General features: G+C 38.0%; 15 protein-coding genes and 1 other annotated feature. Of the genes, 4 read left to right on the forward strand and 11 right to left on the reverse strand.

Annotated features, from left to right (window positions below; translation table 11 throughout):
- Nucleotides 1-4: 4 nt before the first annotated feature.
- On the reverse strand, nucleotides 5-1,309 hold the full coding sequence (locus RRV45_RS16365) for a VanW family protein (protein WP_315665747.1): 1,305 nt from the start codon (nucleotides 1,307-1,309) through the stop codon (nucleotides 5-7).
- A 31-nt stretch (nucleotides 1,310-1,340) separates the two neighbouring features.
- Nucleotides 1,341-2,165, reverse strand: coding sequence for a hypothetical protein (locus tag RRV45_RS16370; RefSeq protein ID WP_315665748.1), 825 nt, complete (start codon nucleotides 2,163-2,165; stop codon nucleotides 1,341-1,343).
- Between the two features lie 219 nt (nucleotides 2,166-2,384).
- Between RRV45_RS16370 and RRV45_RS16375 the strand changes: the two genes are divergently transcribed.
- Genes RRV45_RS16375 through RRV45_RS16385 form a run of 3 tightly spaced genes read left to right on the forward strand, consistent with a single transcriptional unit; the run spans nucleotide 2,385 to nucleotide 4,529 of the window.
- On the forward strand, nucleotides 2,385-2,813 hold the full coding sequence (locus RRV45_RS16375) for a prepilin-type N-terminal cleavage/methylation domain-containing protein (protein WP_315665749.1): 429 nt from the start codon (nucleotides 2,385-2,387) through the stop codon (nucleotides 2,811-2,813).
- Between the two features lie 10 nt (nucleotides 2,814-2,823).
- A complete protein-coding gene (locus RRV45_RS16380; RefSeq protein WP_315665750.1) occupies nucleotides 2,824-3,264 on the forward strand; it encodes a type II secretion system protein in 441 nt (146 codons plus the stop codon).
- Nucleotides 3,261-4,529: a hypothetical protein gene (locus RRV45_RS16385; RefSeq protein ID WP_315665751.1), complete on the forward strand. Its 1,269-nt coding sequence runs from the start codon at nucleotides 3,261-3,263 to the stop codon at nucleotides 4,527-4,529. Before RRV45_RS16380 ends, RRV45_RS16385 begins: the two co-directional genes overlap by 4 nt.
- Before the next feature lie 75 nt (nucleotides 4,530-4,604).
- On the opposite strand, the gene RRV45_RS16390 is transcribed toward RRV45_RS16385, so the two are convergent.
- The 3 genes from RRV45_RS16390 to RRV45_RS16400 form a co-directional block, all read right to left on the reverse strand.
- Nucleotides 4,605-6,320 (reverse strand): sensor domain-containing diguanylate cyclase, encoded by a 1,716-nt coding sequence (locus RRV45_RS16390; protein ID WP_315665752.1) that lies wholly within the window; start codon nucleotides 6,318-6,320, stop codon nucleotides 4,605-4,607.
- An 84-nt stretch (nucleotides 6,321-6,404) separates the two neighbouring features.
- Nucleotides 6,405-7,712 (reverse strand): bifunctional folylpolyglutamate synthase/dihydrofolate synthase, encoded by a 1,308-nt coding sequence (locus RRV45_RS16395; RefSeq protein ID WP_315665753.1) that lies wholly within the window; start codon nucleotides 7,710-7,712, stop codon nucleotides 6,405-6,407.
- A 107-nt stretch (nucleotides 7,713-7,819) separates the two neighbouring features.
- Nucleotides 7,820-10,465 carry a valine--tRNA ligase gene (locus RRV45_RS16400; protein WP_315665754.1) on the reverse strand — a complete coding sequence of 882 codons (2,646 nt, stop codon included), beginning with the start codon at nucleotides 10,463-10,465 and terminating at the stop codon, nucleotides 7,820-7,822.
- 60 nt (nucleotides 10,466-10,525) lie between these two features.
- Nucleotides 10,526-10,803 (reverse strand) — a binding site (T-box leader).
- A gap of 245 nt (nucleotides 10,804-11,048) precedes the next feature.
- Between RRV45_RS16400 and RRV45_RS16405 the strand changes: the two genes are divergently transcribed.
- Nucleotides 11,049-11,240, forward strand: a complete 192-nt coding sequence (locus tag RRV45_RS16405) for a hypothetical protein (protein ID WP_315665755.1) — start codon at nucleotides 11,049-11,051, stop codon at nucleotides 11,238-11,240.
- 14 nt (nucleotides 11,241-11,254) lie between these two features.
- Here the strand turns inward: RRV45_RS16405 and ysxE are convergent, their stop codons facing one another.
- From ysxE to hemC, 6 genes are all read right to left on the reverse strand, one after another.
- Nucleotides 11,255-12,316 (reverse strand): spore coat protein YsxE, encoded by a 1,062-nt coding sequence (gene ysxE, locus RRV45_RS16410; protein ID WP_315665756.1) that lies wholly within the window; start codon nucleotides 12,314-12,316, stop codon nucleotides 11,255-11,257.
- A gap of 108 nt (nucleotides 12,317-12,424) precedes the next feature.
- Nucleotides 12,425-13,540 (reverse strand): stage VI sporulation protein D, encoded by a 1,116-nt coding sequence (gene spoVID, locus RRV45_RS16415; protein ID WP_315665757.1) that lies wholly within the window; start codon nucleotides 13,538-13,540, stop codon nucleotides 12,425-12,427.
- 147 nt (nucleotides 13,541-13,687) lie between these two features.
- A complete protein-coding gene (gene hemL / locus RRV45_RS16420) occupies nucleotides 13,688-14,977 on the reverse strand; it encodes a glutamate-1-semialdehyde 2,1-aminomutase (RefSeq protein WP_315665758.1) in 1,290 nt (429 codons plus the stop codon).
- A 170-nt stretch (nucleotides 14,978-15,147) separates the two neighbouring features.
- Entirely contained in the window at nucleotides 15,148-16,125 is a 978-nt protein-coding gene (gene hemB / locus RRV45_RS16425; RefSeq protein WP_315665759.1) for a porphobilinogen synthase, read from the reverse strand.
- A 25-nt stretch (nucleotides 16,126-16,150) separates the two neighbouring features.
- Nucleotides 16,151-16,939 carry a uroporphyrinogen-III synthase gene (locus RRV45_RS16430; protein WP_315665760.1) on the reverse strand — a complete coding sequence of 263 codons (789 nt, stop codon included), beginning with the start codon at nucleotides 16,937-16,939 and terminating at the stop codon, nucleotides 16,151-16,153.
- Nucleotides 16,936-17,871 (reverse strand): hydroxymethylbilane synthase, encoded by a 936-nt coding sequence (hemC, locus tag RRV45_RS16435; RefSeq protein ID WP_315665761.1) that lies wholly within the window; start codon nucleotides 17,869-17,871, stop codon nucleotides 16,936-16,938. The genes RRV45_RS16430 and hemC overlap by 4 nt, the downstream gene beginning before the upstream one ends.

The following is a 17,871-nucleotide window of genomic DNA, read 5'->3' on the forward strand; positions in this document are numbered from 1 at the left end:
GAAATTATTTCATTTGTTCGTAAGATTTGCCCCAAAGGTCACTATTCGATTCAATTACTCCATTAGTCTCCTTTGCATCGTCAATTTCTGGTTGATTACTGTTTTGAGGACCCTCATCTGTAGACTCACTAGGCGGGCTCTCACTGCCAACTGCATCATTGGTAAGAAGACCATACACATCTATTTGATGAATAGGGGGATAATAATCTTCAGATATCACTTCACTTATTAGGAGAGCCCCTTTTTCATCATAAATCTCACGAATAACTTTAATGAATAATCCTTCTTTTCCTTGTCTCTCAACTACCTTTTCACCAGGTTTTAATAGATTATTATATTGCTTAATAATTTTAGGCTTAAAGCTTTGCTCATCCTTTGTAAGTACAGCATACTTATTTAAAAAGGACTTCCCTTTCAGCGAAAGGATTAACGTATTGTCAATAGATTCCATATTAATTTCAAATGGCACTTCATTCGGATTAGCAAAAATAAGATCTATATTTTTTTGTGAATCTACTTTTGCTTCAAAACCTATTGGGATATATCCCGGCTTTTCAATGCCGATATTTCTTTCAATAATAGCAAAATTAGTCGGCAAAATTAATTGATAGATTCCAGAAGATATGGCATTTATGGCTTCTGCAGACTCGTTCTTAAGTCCCTTTTCTTCTATCAACTCAAGCAGTGAGAACCTTTTATTAGCTGGAATCTCAATTGTGGAAAGTTTATCCAATATACTGCTAAAATAAATTGTATCTGTTTTAACTTGAACCTCTTGAATAACAACATCTTCGTTAGTACCTGAACCTGTAATATAGTCTTCAAGCTTTAATTCAAGTTGCTCAGATTGTAAAAGTGTTGCACTTTTTAACAAGTCTGTCTGTAATTTCTCAAAGTCAATAGATTGGGAATCTATTGCTGGGTAAGAATTCAAGATAGCATCTTCTAGAGTGTACTCTTCAAAATGAACATTAACCAAATTCTCTTGCCCATTTTGTGCTGTATTAACTGATTCCATAACATTAAAACGAAACAAAGCATTGTCTAACTGGATCTGACTTTCTTTAAAACGAATATTTATAACCATATCATCTAACCAAATGGTCAGCTGCTCGTCTACCGCTCTCATCGCCTCTGATTCAGTTTTGTCTGAAATATTAACATTTCCAACCATTGTATTCTCATCAAAGGTGTCAATGTTATTTAACATCAAATTAAAGGCGGAAGCTCCATAGTGTGAGAAGGCGAAGATAAAAAAAGTACAAAGGAAAAGCACAATAAAAATTTTAACGCCCTGCTTGTTTTTCACCTAGCCGACTCCCCTTTGATCTGCTTATCACTTACTTATGAAATATAAGTTCTTCTATCTCGATTTCTTCATTCAAATCGGATTTTTCCTTGTTAACTTTTTCTAATAGAACCTCTTCAGTAAACACAATTTCCTCTATTTCTTCCATGACTGGTTGAGGAACAGGTTCAATTGTATTAGGCATATCTTCTGTTTCCTTATCCCCTATATCATTTCCTTCAAGTAATTTCTCAATTTCCGACATATAGGTGTTTTCAGTTTGATTTCCTGGATACTCTCTATTACTCACGTCTTCATTAGTACTGATATTTGCCACCCGATTCTCAAGAAATGAAACATCCTCATCAAAGTCTAGAGGATCTTCAGGTGTTTTAGTTTCAGTAACTTTTTGTTCATGTAGTTCCTCTCCAGCCTGTTCTTCCTCGTAGGGGGAATATTCTAGTTCCTTTAAGTCATCCTCTTCTTGAGGAATCTCGATTGCTGTAGCTGCCTCATTTAGTACAAGCGGTAAAGTTTCTTTTTCTATGACTATATTTGGTTTCTTATCTTCTCTATGTAAAGTTTCTTTTTCTAAGGAAATAATTTCCTCGTCTACTATTTTAGAATCAACTTTCTTTAAGGCAGTTTCCACTATTCGTTTCTCTAACAAAAGGGATACTAACAAACAAAGCAGAGAAATAATCAATATCGTTTGATACAATGGGAATTGCATATTAGCCAATAGTCCTACATTTGCTAATAAAAATGCAACACCAATTATCCCTAGTTTCCATTTCCATGAAAACCCCATCGGCAATAAAAACATAATGGGCGCAAGAATTAACAACGAAACTATCAAAAATATAACAGTTATCATTCCTCTACACCCCCATGAGAATTATAATCCCAATTTATCACAAAAACCGCAGGAAAAATGTTACAGATTATCAAAACCTACTAAAAAAGACCTAAAATAAAACATATAATGGATGATACATATTGTATAATAAAAGTGGGTATTTAGGAAGATTATTAATGTGTGACTTTTCTAGTATTCCATTAATATGCAATCGACCTCAAAAGGAGGTAATATGTTGTGCATTGTGATAATCAAAAAGGATTAACCTTGGTAGAAGTACTACTATCTATTGTTATTTTGACGATAATCCTCGGTACTATTATTAAATTTTTCCCCCAAATGGGAATGATGAACAAACAGAATGAGATTAAACAGGAGGCAGTGAATATTGCAAAAGAAATATTAATTGATTGGCAGAATAAAGGGGATGACCTGAAGAAATTCCTTACTAATCCGTCTAGTAATGTCCTTCCTGGATATAGCCATAATGATGACAAATATTTTTATTTTAATGAAACAAAAGGAAATTTAAATATTGAAGTAAAAATTAGAAAGAAACCTGATTTAGACGGTTATCCCTCTAAAGCTTATCTCGTTCATATCAAACTTAAAAATAATCAAGGAAAAAAAATAAGTGAAACTTATGGATACATAATTGTTATCTAGGGGGATGGCAATGCTTAAACAAAATCAAAACGGACTTACTTTAATTGAATTGCTTGCAATAATTTCTATCTTGTCAATTGTAGGTGTAATAATATGGAGTGTGTTTTTCCAAGGTGTAAAATATTCTAATAATGCTGTAACAAGAAACCAAATGCAACAGGAAGCTAATATTATTACTACAAAACTGAAAGAAATTCATCTAACCTCTGAAAAATATTCTATTGTTTCTAACAATGGCATAATTGCAGTAACCTATGATGATAAAAATGGTACTTCACAAGAAGTAATTTTTGAAAATAGTAATTTAGAATTTTCATCTACATCCATAAATAATAGAATTCCAAAAGAAACTGATACTCGATTTACTCTTATTGTAACTGACAAGGATTCAGGCAATTCACATTCAATCACCACCCTTCTATACCGACTGAAAGGGGGAAATAATAAATGATCGTTGAAAATGAAAAAGGTTATACACTTGTTGCTGTACTTTTGACCGTGACAATATTTATGCTTCTTGCTTTTTCATTTATGGGACAAGCAGCAAATAGTATGAAACAGAATAAGGCTGTGGAAACGAAATCCCAGTCAGTGGCTCTTGCTGAAATGGGGGTTACTTATTTTCAGCATGCCATCCAAAATATATTTAAATCCAATTATCAATCTATCGTCCAACAGGTTAAATCTATACGTGAGAGCGATAAAATAAAAAGAACAAATGATGAATATACACAAATTGCTATGAATTTAATGAAGGATATAATAAAAAATGAATTAAATCCAACCGCCATTTCAATTGATGATAACCCAGGAGCAAATTTCTCGATACAATATAATAAGAACTCAAATCTTAAACAAGATGGAAAAGTGCTTAAGATAGATTTTAAAAGTATTGGTACCGAAAATGGAAAAATCACTACGATTGAAACTGTTATGAATATTGATTTTAGCGAGTTAATGAGTGACAGTGGGACCGGAGAGACTGGTAATACCGGTGTACAAAATGCTATTTTACCTTCTGGTAATGACATTCCGGACCCAGGAAATTTAAGTGCTTGTGATAATGATAATAAGAAGGTTGATTATTCAAATATTAAATGTCAAGTAAATGGTAGCGATAGCTATGATAATAACGATCAATTAATCTTTAATAATTCTATTTTTAAGGTTACCGGTGCACTTTCTCTTCCTCAAATGAACAAGGACATAATTAATTCTACATTATATGTACTTGGAAGTATGACTACTGGGAATATGAATAGTCTTACCCATTTAAAATTACATGTTAATGGAGCTGGTCATTTTGGTCACTTTAATGGAAGCGGATTAACTGATTCAATAATTGAGATTGGTGGAAATGCTAAATTTGATAATATGAAACTTTTGCGGTCTACTATTTATGTTGGTGAATATAAAGCAAATTTTGGACAAATTAACGGAATGGAGAACTCTGTAATTTTCGTTAATTCTGATACAGATATAAAAGGTCTCGATATTGGAAGTAACTCCACAGTTTGTGTTAATGGATTTCTAAAAATCGAAAATAATTTTAATAGCAATTCAAATAGTAAAGTCTATGCTAAAAATAGCAATAACAATAATGTAATAAAAGGTGATGCGGCTTTTAAAGATGGTGGTGCGTGTTCGAGAAAATCTGGATCTCTAATATCTTGGGGCGATCTCTCGATATATGCGGACTATGATTATAAATATTAGCTCAACTTTCCCACATATTATTAACACAAATTTTTATCACTATTATAAAGACCCCCAAAACCTTGGGGGTCTTTCCTATTTCACATACTCCGCCACCCGGTTCCTGCCCGCTCTCTTCGCTCCGACATACAACGCTCGGTCGGCGTGGCGGATTAGGGCAAGCGGTTCATCGGCATCTTGAGGGGCTGATGCCACTCCGATGGAACCAGTGATATGAACTTGCTGTGGTTGGTCCCGTTTATCGATATGCTGGGTTAGGAGGAATGGATGGTTAGCGATGGCTTGTCTGACTGTTTCAGCAATTTTTACAGCATTGCTTTTCTTAACGTCTGGGAGAAGGATCACGAACTCTTCTCCACCATATCGTGCAACCATGCCCTTATCGCCGATTAAATCCATTAGGACATCTGCTAACTGGCAAAGGATTTCATTCCCGCTTTGATGCCCATACATATCGTTAACAGCTTTAAAGTGGTCAATATCAAGGATGATCAGGGAGATTTCTTCCCGCACATTTTGCAATATTTTTTCGAATTCGGTGCTTAAAAAGTTCTCAAAATAGCGATAATTGTAAAGCTTAGTTAAAGCACAGCGTTCACTTTGTGCTTTTGTTTTTTCATAATTTCTTGCATTTTCGAGTGCTATGGCAAAGTGGGAGCATAGAATATCAACGATCATTAGCTGAGATTTTTCATAGGCCCTTTTCCCAGAAGATGCTAAGAATAGTACCCCAACGGCCTCGCTATTACGGACAATCGGCATACTTAAAACGCTTTCGACCTTGTCAGGCATATAGCCTTTCACAATATTCTTCCACTCTTTTTGCGAGCTGAAAAGTGCCGCTTTCTTCTGTTGCCAAACAAGGCCGCTAATCCCTTCACTTTTCCTGAGCGGCTCCATTTTAGAACATTTTATTACTCCCTTTTCAACCTGACGAATGATTTGTAATTCCTCATTATCAATGATATCGAGAATATAGGCATAATCGACAGGCAGCATTTCTGTCAGCTTCTGAATAAATAAATCCAGTACCTCATCTACATTTAATCTTTCTGCCAGCTGATGGCCGATTTCTGTCGCGCTTTGCAATAATTTATTTATTTTTCTGCTAGAGTAATATAAATTCAAAATAACTGAAAGGCTGGCAAATGGAATTCCGACAAAAATAAGCGCAACGAGTCCCAATTCTTTATATAGAATAAAAAGTACAAAACCCATCGGGAAAGTAATAATTGTTGTAATAGTTTCCCAAATAAAATCAATTCCAAATGTCTCCCGTTTCCCATTATAAAGAACCAAATTAATGATCCAAATAAAGAAATGATTGAAAACATAATAGAGAATCGGATAAATAGGGATCAGCCAAAAAGAATGATCGATGTCCGCTAATCTTGCACCAGGGCTGCCGCCAAGCATGTAATAAGTTGCACCGCTCAGGAAAGAAACGAACATAAACATAAGTGAATTTAAAGGAATCCGAAAAAATTGTTCTTTTGGTAATTTAACTCTTATGAATAAAACAATTATCGTTAACTGAAGAATAATCAATTCAACAAACAAGCCGAATGTTAAAAATACAGCCCAGGCGACCCACTGTATTAAAAAAATAGGTGATCCGTTTATAATCATTGGAGTTGCTGCTACAAAGAACGCAAGAATTAGAAAAACGATAATGTCAATTTCATGTCCAGCTATATGAGGCGGGTATAATTGATAGATTAGCCATAGACTGGGTGGGAATATGAAGAGCCACAGCCCCCAAATCATCTTTTTCTTTATAGCACTTATCATTTATACCCCTCCTCTCTAACTTTTATAGGATAATAGTAATAGTAATATGAACATCTTATCAAATTTTCAAAATAATGTCACATATCATTTTTCTACTTTTTCTGCTAGAAAAGGCTTCATTTCCGATAAAAAGTAAAGAGAGCCTGTTATTACAAGAATATCGTTTTCCTCCAGTGTACTGACATTTTCTTCAATTTCTTTCTTCCAATCAGGATTAAAGTGCTTATTCTTATTTCCGCTTAATTCAAATAACGCCTTGGCTTTAGCAGCACGTGGGTAATCGAATTCAACAAATGTGATTTTGTCAGCAATTGCATCTAAATTCCCAATCATTTTATCCAGTTTTTTATCGGCAAGAGCTGTAAAGATAAGGTTTATTTTTTTATCACTAAAACGCTTTTTAAGCTCACTTACTAATGCTGCGACTCCTTCTTCATTATGAGCGCCATCAATAACAATGACAGGATCTTTAGACATCATTTCAAATCTGCCTGGCCAGTAAGCCTTTTTTAAACCGCTGTAAAGATGCTTATCCTCGATTAAAAAGGAATAAAACTTATTTAATACTTCTGCTGCCATTACCGCTAATGCAGCATTCTCTGTCTGATGCGTTCCTGCCATCGATATTTCGAGATTGTCCCATTCTTTAAATGGTGTTTTTTGCGTAAATACTTCACCAGTTTGGCTTGATTTGTGATCTTTAATGACTATCTGGTTTCCAAGTGAATAGACAGGTGCTTTCATCTCTGCTGCTTTTTCAAGGATTACTTCTAGAGCTTCCTTCTGCTTAACAGCTGTGATCACACTTATACCTGGTTTAATAATTCCTGCTTTTTCAAAAGCAATCTCCGCATGTGTATCTCCGAGTATGCCTGTGTGGTCAAGACCGATGTTTGTAATGATGGAGAGAATCGGTAAAATAACGTTAGTTGAATCAAATCTGCCACCGAGTCCTACTTCATAAAGGACAATATCAACTGGGTTTACTCGTCCAAAATATTGAAAAGCCATGGCTGTAATGATTTCAAATTCAGTCGGACCGCCAAGCTCTGTCTCCTCTAATTCTAGGGAAAGGGGATAGATGTCATTAGCTAACCTGACAATGTCTTCATCGCTTACTGGCACCCCATTGATCGAAATTCTCTCATTAAATAGTTCGAAATAGGGTGAGGTAAACGTCCCAACCTCATACCCTGCCTCCTGAAGGATCGAGCGCAAATAGGTAACAGTTGATCCTTTGCCATTTGTTCCGCCTATATGTACAGCTTTTACCCTTCTCTCTGGGTGTTCCAGTTTTTCCATCATCCATTCCATTCTTTTTAGCCCTGGCTTAACTCCAAGCCTGAGCCTAGAGTGAATCCAAGAAACAGCCTCTTCATAAGTTGTGAACATGTTTACTGCCTCCAAAGTATGACGTAGTATTATGTATTTTTATAAACCAATTCTCAAATATCAAGAGGAAGACGAACCCAAACAATTGGATTCGCCTTCAATCAAAATTATTCCCCTTTTAATTCTTTAATGCGGGCTTCTACAGCAGCTCTTTTTTCACTGTAATCCTGCTCTTTTGCCTTCTCTTCTTCAATTACCTTTTCAGGAGCCTTTTTGATAAAGCCTTCATTGCTAAGTTTCTTTTGAACCCGTTCTACTTCTTTATCTAGCTTCTCCCATTCCTTCTGCAGACGGACGACTTCTTCCTCGATATTGATTAACCCTTCAAGTGGAAGATTAATCTCGGCACCTGTAACGATAGAAGTCATTGCCTTGTCTGGTGTATCTACTTCAATTGCAACAGTTAACTCTTCTGGGTTACAGAATCGTTCAATGTAACCGCGGTTATTTTCTAAAGTACGAAGAACAGTCTCGTCTTTAGCCTTTAAAATCATTTTGATTTTCTTGCTCATTGGCGTGTTTACTTCTGCACGGCTGTTACGAACGGAACGAATGATTTCCACTAGCAGCTTCATTTCGCCAGCCGCCTGATGGTCTGTGAAATCAGCATTTGCTTTAGGCCATTCGGCAACTGTAATTGACTCTCCTGCGTGAGGAAGGTTTTGCCAAATTTCCTCCGTGATAAACGGCATGAACGGATGCAGCAGACGCATTGTGTTGTCTAGTACATAAGCTAAAATCGAGCGTGTAGTTTTCTTAGCTCCTTCGTCTTCACCGTAAAGCGGAAGCTTCGCCATTTCAATATACCAGTCACAGAAGTCATCCCAGATAAAGTTGTATAGGACGCGGCCAACCTCTCCGAATTCGTAGCGGTCTGATAATCTTGTTACCGTTTCGATCGTTTCATTTAATCGAGTTAAAATCCATTTATCTGCAACTGATTTTTCACCAGTTAAATCGATTTCATCGTATGTCAGTCCATCCATATTCATTAAGGCGAAACGGGATGCATTCCAAATTTTGTTCGCAAAGTTCCAAGTTGCTTCCACCTTTTCCATGCTGAAACGCAAATCATGTCCTGGTGAGCTTCCCGTTGATAAGAAATAACGAAGAGAATCTGCGCCGTACTTATCAATAACATCCATTGGATCTACTCCGTTGCCGAGGGATTTACTCATTTTGCGTCCTTCAGCATCACGAACTAAACCATGGATTAATACATCTTTAAATGGTCTTTGATCCGTAAATTCAAGCCCTTGGAAAATCATACGAGATACCCAGAAGAAAATAATATCATAGCCTGTAACAAGACAAGCAGTTGGATAATAGCGTTTGAAATCCGCGGATTCAACATCCGGCCAGCCCATTGTGGAGAATGGCCATAATGCAGAGCTAAACCATGTATCTAATACGTCCTTATCTTGTTCCCAGTTCTCGATATCTTCTGGTGCCTCATGTGCAACATATACTTCACCAGTTTCTTTATGATACCAAGCTGGAATGCGATGTCCCCACCAAAGCTGACGGGAAATGCACCAGTCACGAATATTTTCCATCCAGCGAAGGTACGTATTTTCAAATCGATCCGGAACAAAGTTAACTTTTTCTTCCTTCGATTGTAGGGCAATGGCCTCATCTGCTAATGGCTGCATTTTTACGAACCACTGTGTTGACAAATAAGGCTCTACTACGGCGCCGCTGCGCTCAGAGTGGCCAACTGAATGCATATGTTCTTCAATTTTGAAAAGTACCCCTTGCTCTTGCAGATCCTTAACAATTTGCTTACGGCATTCGAAACGGTCCATATCCTTATATTTTCCCGCTCTTTCATTCATTGTGCCATCTTCATTCATGACAAGAACTCGTTCAAGATTATGGCGATTTCCAATTTCAAAGTCATTCGGGTCATGCGCTGGTGTAATCTTAACTGCACCTGAACCAAATTCCATATCAACATAATCATCACCAACAATTGGAATTTCACGTCCAACAATCGGAAGCTTAACTGTTTTACCAATTAAGTGCTTATAACGATCATCTTCAGGATGAACAGCTACTGCCGTGTCACCTAACATTGTTTCTGGACGTGTTGTCGCAATTTCTATATGTCCTGAGCCATCTGTAAGCGGGTATTTCATATGGTAGAACGCACCCTGAATATCTTTATGGATTACCTCGATGTCAGAAAGTGCCGTCTTAGTTGATGGGTCCCAGTTGATAATATATTCGCCCCGGTAAATTAGCCCCTTATTATACAATGTAACAAATACTTCACGAACAGCCTTTGATAAGCCTTCATCAAGTGTAAAACGCTCACGGGTATAATCTAAACCAAGTCCAAGCTTAGACCATTGCTGGCGGATATGGCTGGCGTATTCCTCTTTCCATTTCCAAGTTTCTTCAACAAACTTTTCACGGCCTAAATCATAGCGGCTTTTTCCTTCTCCGCGAAGCTTTTCCTCTACTTTTGCCTGTGTAGCAATCCCAGCGTGGTCCATCCCTGGAAGCCAAAGGACATCATAACCCTGCATACGCTTCATCCGCGTTAAAATGTCTTGAAGAGTTGTATCCCATGCGTGACCTAAATGAAGCCTTCCTGTCACGTTTGGAGGTGGAATAACGATTGTATACGGCTCTTTATCCGCATCATCCTTAGCCTCGAAAAATTTCCCCTTAAGCCACCATTCATAACGTCCCTGTTCAATTGATTGAGGGTCATATTTGGTTGGCATAGTTAATTCTTTTGTTTCCATTACACACATTCCTTTCTGATACATTCATTCTCTTGAAAAAACAAAAAACCCCACTCGTCATAAAAGGACGAATGGAGTTTGCTTCGCGGTACCACCTTTTTTTCAACCGAAAATAGAAATGCGGATGCGGCTTTATTTAAAAAGCATCTGCAATCTACATTTGATTGACTCTTAACTAGATAACGGATTTCCCGTCCTTCACTACTCGAAAATACATTCTTTCATGAAAGAAGCTCAAGGGCGACCTTCCAACGGTTCTGCTTAGAAAACCTTTCAGCTAATAGTTTTCCTCTCTTTAAGCAAATGGCCATCGTACTCTTCCCTGTCGTAGCTGTTCATTTATAATTGTCTAGATTTAGCGCCTAGCGCCTATACTTTTCTTTATTCAATATAGTACCTAATAAATAGGATGGACGTCAATCATTATTCCCTATTTATCAATATATTATACGATTGGACTTCATTGGTGCATCAAGTTTGATCAATTTGCCATTTGACAGTTTAGATTAATCCAAATTAAAAAGCACGATCATTGGGGATAACACATAGTATGATATGAGAAATGTTGGAAAGGGGCATGTAAATGAGAAGAAGGTATAATCCTTATACACTGCCGCCGTGGTTAAAAACAATAAGAGGGGCCTGCTCCCAATTCATTATTCCATTTTGCTGTTTTCAAGGAATACGTGTTATTATATTTCCAACTACCTTTGACGTACTATTCCTTGCTGTTTTAATATTTATTGCTGTTGCCTTTCGTCTTGAGTTATTATAGGGCCCAAAATCCTTTTAATTTTGGGCTCCTTCTTGTTGTGCAGCAGCCTCAGCCTGTGCTTTTGCTTCCTGCTTTTGCCTCTCGATCTCTTCCATCCTCGACAATACGTATTCCGTATTTTTTACTCGCCAATATTGCTTTTGATAGTGCAAAAGAATCTTTCGTTCATGATGGCTATAAGGATTTTTATAATATTTCTCAGCTGCACGAATAACCGCTCCTGGATGGGCAAAATAGCTTTGAAATAGCAGCAGTTCATCCTCCTTTAATGGGAAGTATTTCAAATAAGTATAAATCCATTCAATACAATCCTCTGCTCTCCTCGGAAAGGTTTTCAACGTACGTGACAAAAACGGCAGCAAGTCATGCAAAGGTGATCCTTGCTTAGCACGTTCAAAGTTTGAGAAGTAGCCATAGCCTCTTTCATCATATAAAAAATGGTCTGTTGAAATTTTCCCATGAACGGTTACAATTCTCGCTTTTTCATGATCCTTCGTTTTTTCATACCACTCTTTAAGTTTTCTAATTGAGAAATCTAAAGCCTGGTTCATTTCGTTATAGGAAAGGACAAACATTAATTCAAAGGGGGACAAATAGTCTCTCTGTTCACAGGCTTCCATAAATCCTTCCAAAAATTCCTTTTCCTTTTCCCTTTCTAACAGTGTTTTTTCAAAATGCTCAGCTCTATCTTCTTTACTAATCTTTAATTCAGTTGCTGATAAAGTATGGAGTCTAGCTAGTTCACGAAAGAGCTGATGGTGGCGTTCATGGCTTAATTCATTTGCTTCATTCATCATCCAGGGCATGAGGTAATAAAGTTCATTTTCATGTAATACAGCGTACCTTCCATCTAGAGTTGGAAAAACAGGTACGATGCGGTTATAGCCCTTTTGATATAGACTTTGGATTTGCTTGACAAAATCTCCCCCGTGTCTTGGGTCGATTTTTTTTAAGGCAAAAACTCCTTTATTGGAATAGACTTTTTGAATCCTTCCCATTTCCTCAACAAAATGCGGTTCTATTGCATAATGCTTTAAAATTGGAGAAACCTGTCGTAATCGATTCTTTTCATTCATAAGAATCACCTGCCTTTATAGAGGAGCGTAAACGCCAATGTGCTGGAGCTAGACAAATAGAAAAACTGAGCAGGTTCGTATTTACCTGCCCAGCCTGTTATTTAGAAATTATTTGTGGGCAACGGCTACAGGGATATAAAGGACCTGCCCCTCATATATATCTTGACTAATTTCCAAATGATTCACACTAAGCAACCGTTGAACAGGAATTTCATATCTTTCTGCAATGATATCGATCGTATCACCAAGCTGAACGATGCATACCTTAAGCTTAGCCACATCATCCTCTGACTTTCGGGCAAAAAATTCAGTTAAAGACATGCTTTTCTTTTTCGATGGCTTTTTCTTCTTTTTATCAGCAGCTTCCTCTTTTTCAGCAGCCTTTTTGGCTACATGATCAGAGGATTCGTCACTGCTGGATTCTTGATGATTTTCCATCTCAACTTCCTGCATCGGGCTTTCTTCCACATTTGGCATCGAATAGATTTCTTCGGCAGAAGGAGGTTGTTGTTCACTTCTTTGGGCCGAGAAGGAGATTTCTGGCTGTATTTCAATCTTTTCCGCAACAGCCTCTTCCTGAACTACTTCAATTCTTACTGCCTCTTCAGGCTGTTTTTTTGCTTCAGCCTCAAATGGAACAAAAATTGGATTTTTTTCCTTTTCTCCAAATGTCTCTCTTTCCTCTGCTGATTCTTCCTCTGCTTTTAAATTCCAATTTAATTCAGGCGTTGCCTCTTCTATATGATAAGCAGGCTCTTGATCCTCAGTCTCTGTTCTTGGAGGGGCATGCTGCTGTTCCCCGTACAAACCAGAAATAGTAAGATTCGCAGTTAACTTCATACAGCTTCTTTCGGGAAAAACATAATCAAAAGATTCGACTAACACATCAATATCATGAACACTTTCGATTCTATTTCTAGGTATCGTTATGTCTACCGGGAAGAAGTGAGTGAATTCACATACTCCTTCATCTCTTTCTTCGACTACTTGAATAAATTTCGGAGCTGTAAAGGAATCCTCATATTCTATTTCTGCTGTTTCGTGCCGCTTAAATTCACCAGATAGCTCGAGTGCTCCTTGAATCGTTACATATTGATCATTTTCTTGAATAAGAATATCTGGATCAAGTGAAATTGAAATTAATTCAGATACTTCCTGTCCTTTTTGAAACCATACAGATTCCTCTAAAGAAAATCGTAAGCACGATGGGTTTCCTTGAGACAAAGCGACTCCTCCTTTCATAACCTTTACGTTTAATCACTATGTCATTTACACTTTATGAGAATGATAATTTTTTTATGATTGAAAATAACACAGCTCGGCAAAAAACTAATAAAAAAACACCCATCTAAAAAGATGAGTGTCAGGTATTTAGCCTTTAAGCTTTGAAAATGCAATTTCTGTTGCTTGCAGCGTTTTTTCAATATCTTCATCACTATGTGCCGTTGATAGGAAGAGGCCTTCAAACTGTGATGGTGGAAGGAATACTCCTTGATTAGCCATTTCTTGGTAATAGGATGCAAAATAATCTAGGTTTGATGATTTAGCTTTGTCATAGTTAATCACATCTTCATTTGTAAAGAAGAAACCAATCATTGATCCAGCACGATTAAAAGTGTGCGGGATTTCATATTTTTCCGCAGCCGCTTTTATGCCAGCTTCCAATAAATCCCCTTTACGCTGGAATTCTTTATATGAATCTGGAGTTAACTGACTCAATGTTTCATAGCCAGCCGTCATTGCTAATGGATTTCCAGACAAAGTTCCTGCCTGATAAATAGGACCGCTCGGTGCGATTTGCTCCATAATTTCCGCTTTTCCGCCATATGCACCAACTGGTAGTCCTCCGCCGATTACTTTACCTAGACAAGTAATATCTGGTGTAACATTGTAATAGCCTTGAGCACAATGGTAGTCAACACGGAAGCCTGTCATAACCTCGTCAAAGATTAAGAGGGCACCATATTGACTTGTGATGTCTCTCAAGCCTTCCAAGAAGCCTGGAAGCGGCGGAACAACTCCCATATTCCCAGCAACAGGCTCTGCAATGATACAGGCAATGTCTTCACCAAATTGTTCAAATGCATATTTAACACTTTCTAAATCATTATAAGGGACAGTAATGGTGTTTTTCGCAACACTTTCTGGAACACCTGGGCTATCAGGAAGTCCAAGTGTAGCGACCCCAGACCCCGCTTTAATAAGCAGGGAATCGCCATGCCCGTGGTAGCAGCCTTCAAATTTCAAAATTTTATTTCGCCCCGTATAGCCGCGTGCAAGTCTTAAAGCACTCATTGTTGCTTCTGTACCTGAAGAGACCATGCGGACGACCTCAATTGAAGGTACTCTCTCCTGGACTAGCTTGGCTAAGTCATTTTCTTGAACAGTCGGTGCACCGAAGCTAGTTCCCATTTCAGCAACCTTTTTAATTGCTTCCACAACTCGATCATTCGAATGTCCGAGTATCAGGGGGCCCCAAGATAAAACATAGTCAATATATTCATTGCCATCAATATCATAAATTTTAGAGCCTTTTCCTCGTTCCATGAAAATTGGATCCATCTTAACGGATTTAAAGGCACGAACTGGTGAGTTGACCCCGCCTGGCATTAATTTACTTGCTTCCTTAAAAGCCTGAATAGATTTTTCGTAAGAGCGCATTTAATCCCTCTTCTCAATTTAATGTATTTCTGAATTCCACTTAGTCTTAACTCCCTTGAATCTGTATTCTTACCATGAAGGGCGTTATACAGCTCCTTTAACTACCTTCAGTCCGAACTTCTTGCACTGAAGGGCGTTTTATAGCGCTTCATTCATAGGAGTGAATTTTATTATTTGTTTCGAAGCCATCTAGCGGCGTCTTTAGCGTGATACGTAATAATTAAATCACAGCCGGAACGCTTCATTCCGACTAACATTTCCATAACAATTCTCTCTTCATCAATCCAGCCATTTTGAGAGGCTGCTTTCACCATGGAATATTCTCCGCTCACATTATAAATAACTAGTGGGAGATTAATATTATTTTTCACATCACGGACGATATCGAGATAAGGCATTCCGGGCTTTACAATTATAAAATCTGCGCCTTCCATTAAATCGGATTCAGCTTCACGCAGAGCCTCCATGCGGTTTGCCGGATCCATTTGGTAAGCTTTACGATCACCAAATTGAGGTGTACTGTCAGCCGCATCACGGAATGGGCCATAGAATGCTGATGCATATTTCACGGCATAAGACATAATAGGTACATTTTCAAAGCCAGATTCATCTAAGCCCGCACGAATCGCAGCAACAAATCCATCCATCATATTTGATGGAGCAATAATATCTGCGCCTGCTTTTGCTTGACTGACAGCGGTTTGCACTAATAAATCAAGTGAAGCATCATTTAAAACTTGTCCATTCTCAATTACACCGCAATGCCCATGGCTCGTGTACTCACATAGACAAGTATCTGCAATAACAATTACTTCAGGAAACTTTTCTTTAATTAATCTAGTCGCCTCTTGGACAATTCCATGATCGTGATACGCCTGGTTGCCGCATTCATCTTTTTCAACTGGGATTCCAAAAAGCAGCACAGATTTAATCCCTAATGAAACAACCTCATTCATTTCTTCTTCTAGATGATCTAATGATAAATTGTAAATTCCTGGCATTGAGGAAATTTCTCTTTTAATATCTTTTCCTTCAGCAACAAAAATCGGATAAATCAAGTCGTCTGTAGTTAGATGGTTTTCACGAACTAAAGCTCTCATGTTTGGACTTTGGCGAAGTCTTCTATGTCTTGTAAATTGGATATCCATCAGAATCACTCCTTTTTTTGAAAAATTACATTTTCATGTTTACGTATTCAATAATACTTTCGAGCATATGGTCAGATGTATAGATGGCTGGCTCACAGTGGACATCTAGTCCGTATGATTTTATTCTATCCTTTGTAATAGGGCCAATCGTGCTAATAATACTATTTTCAAGCCTATGAAAAAGCTGATTTTCCTTCATCACTCTCATAAAATGATCGACAGTAGAGGGACTTGTGAAGGCAAGGATATCAATCTTTCCTTTAGAAAATACCTCTATTAATTTTGTTCTGCTTTCATCAGGAAAGAAGGTCTCATACATGATTACTTCGTCCACATTCGCGCCTTTTTCCGTTAAGGATGTATAAATAATATTTCTAGCTAGATTCCCTTTAGGGATTAAAATATTCATCCCGGCTTTCACAATTGGCAAGAAATCCTTAACAAAACCTTCCGCTACATATTCATTCGGAATAAAATCCACTTCTATTCCTGCTTTTAGCAGACAGGCTTCTGTTCTTTTTCCAATAGCTGCGATTTTAGGCAATTTCATTTTTTCCGGAGAGTCAATAAAAGACAGAAAAGTCTCAACCGTGACATTGCTCGTAAAAATAATCCAATCATAAGTATGTAACTGATTAATAATCTTAATAATCTCTTCCGAAACATTTACAGGCTTAAAAGCGATGAGAGGAATTTCAACAGGAATTCCTCCATAGCCTTTAATTAAATTTGAAAAGGTTTTTGCATGCTCTTTTCCTCTTGGAACGAGGACCGACATCCCCTTTAGAGGATTGCCCTCGCCTCCACCGGTCATTCGCGATCCAGCTCCTCTTTCACCTGATCGATTAAATCTTTAGCTCCCTGCTTAATTAAGCGATTAGCCGCTTCAATTCCGACTTTCTCAGGATCTAAGCCTTTCACTTGTTCTGAGTAGATTATTTTTCCATCTGGAGATCCGACTAGGCAGGTTAACACAATTTCTTCGTCTCCGTTAAGCTCTGCAAAGCCCGCAATTGGTACCTGGCAGCCTCCCTCCATTTTGTGAAGGAATGCTCGCTCTGCTCGAACCGTTGCATCTGTTTTCTTGCATGTAAATTTATCTAATAAGCCACGAAGCTCTTCATCATCGCCGCGGCACTCAATTGAAAGTGCTCCCTGCCCGATTGCAGGCAAGCAAATATCTGGGTCTAACAATTCTGTCACGACGTCACTTGCCCATCCAAGTCTCTTTAACCCGGCGGCAGCCAAAAGAATCGCATCATAATCATCTGTTTCAAGCTTGGCAAGTCTTGTATCTATATTTCCTCTAATCCATTTAATTTCTAAATCTGGACGGCGAGCAAGCAGCTGTGCCCCTCTGCGCAAGCTGCTCGTTCCGATTACAGCCCCTGGTTTAAGATCAGCGAAACGAATATGGCCTTTGGAAATTAGCGCATCCCGGTGATCTTCTCTTTCAGGAATACTGCCGATTATGAGCCCTTCAGGAAGAACTGCGGGCATATCCTTCATACTGTGGACAGCCATATCAATTTCTTTATCCAGCATGGCCTGTTCGATTTCTTTCACAAACAAACCTTTCCCGCCGACCTTTGAAAGCGTCACATCTAATATGCGGTCCCCTTTAGTAACAATTTCCTTCACTTCAAAATCAAAGGATGGATCAATCGCCTTCAATTGATCGATAACCCAATTTGTTTGTGTTAATGCAAGTTTACTTCTACGAGAACCAACGATAATTTTTCTCAT

Origin of the sequence: Bacillus sp. DTU_2020_1000418_1_SI_GHA_SEK_038, assembly GCF_032341175.1 — a bacterium.
Classification (GTDB): Bacteria; Bacillota; Bacilli; order Bacillales; family Cytobacillaceae; genus Cytobacillus.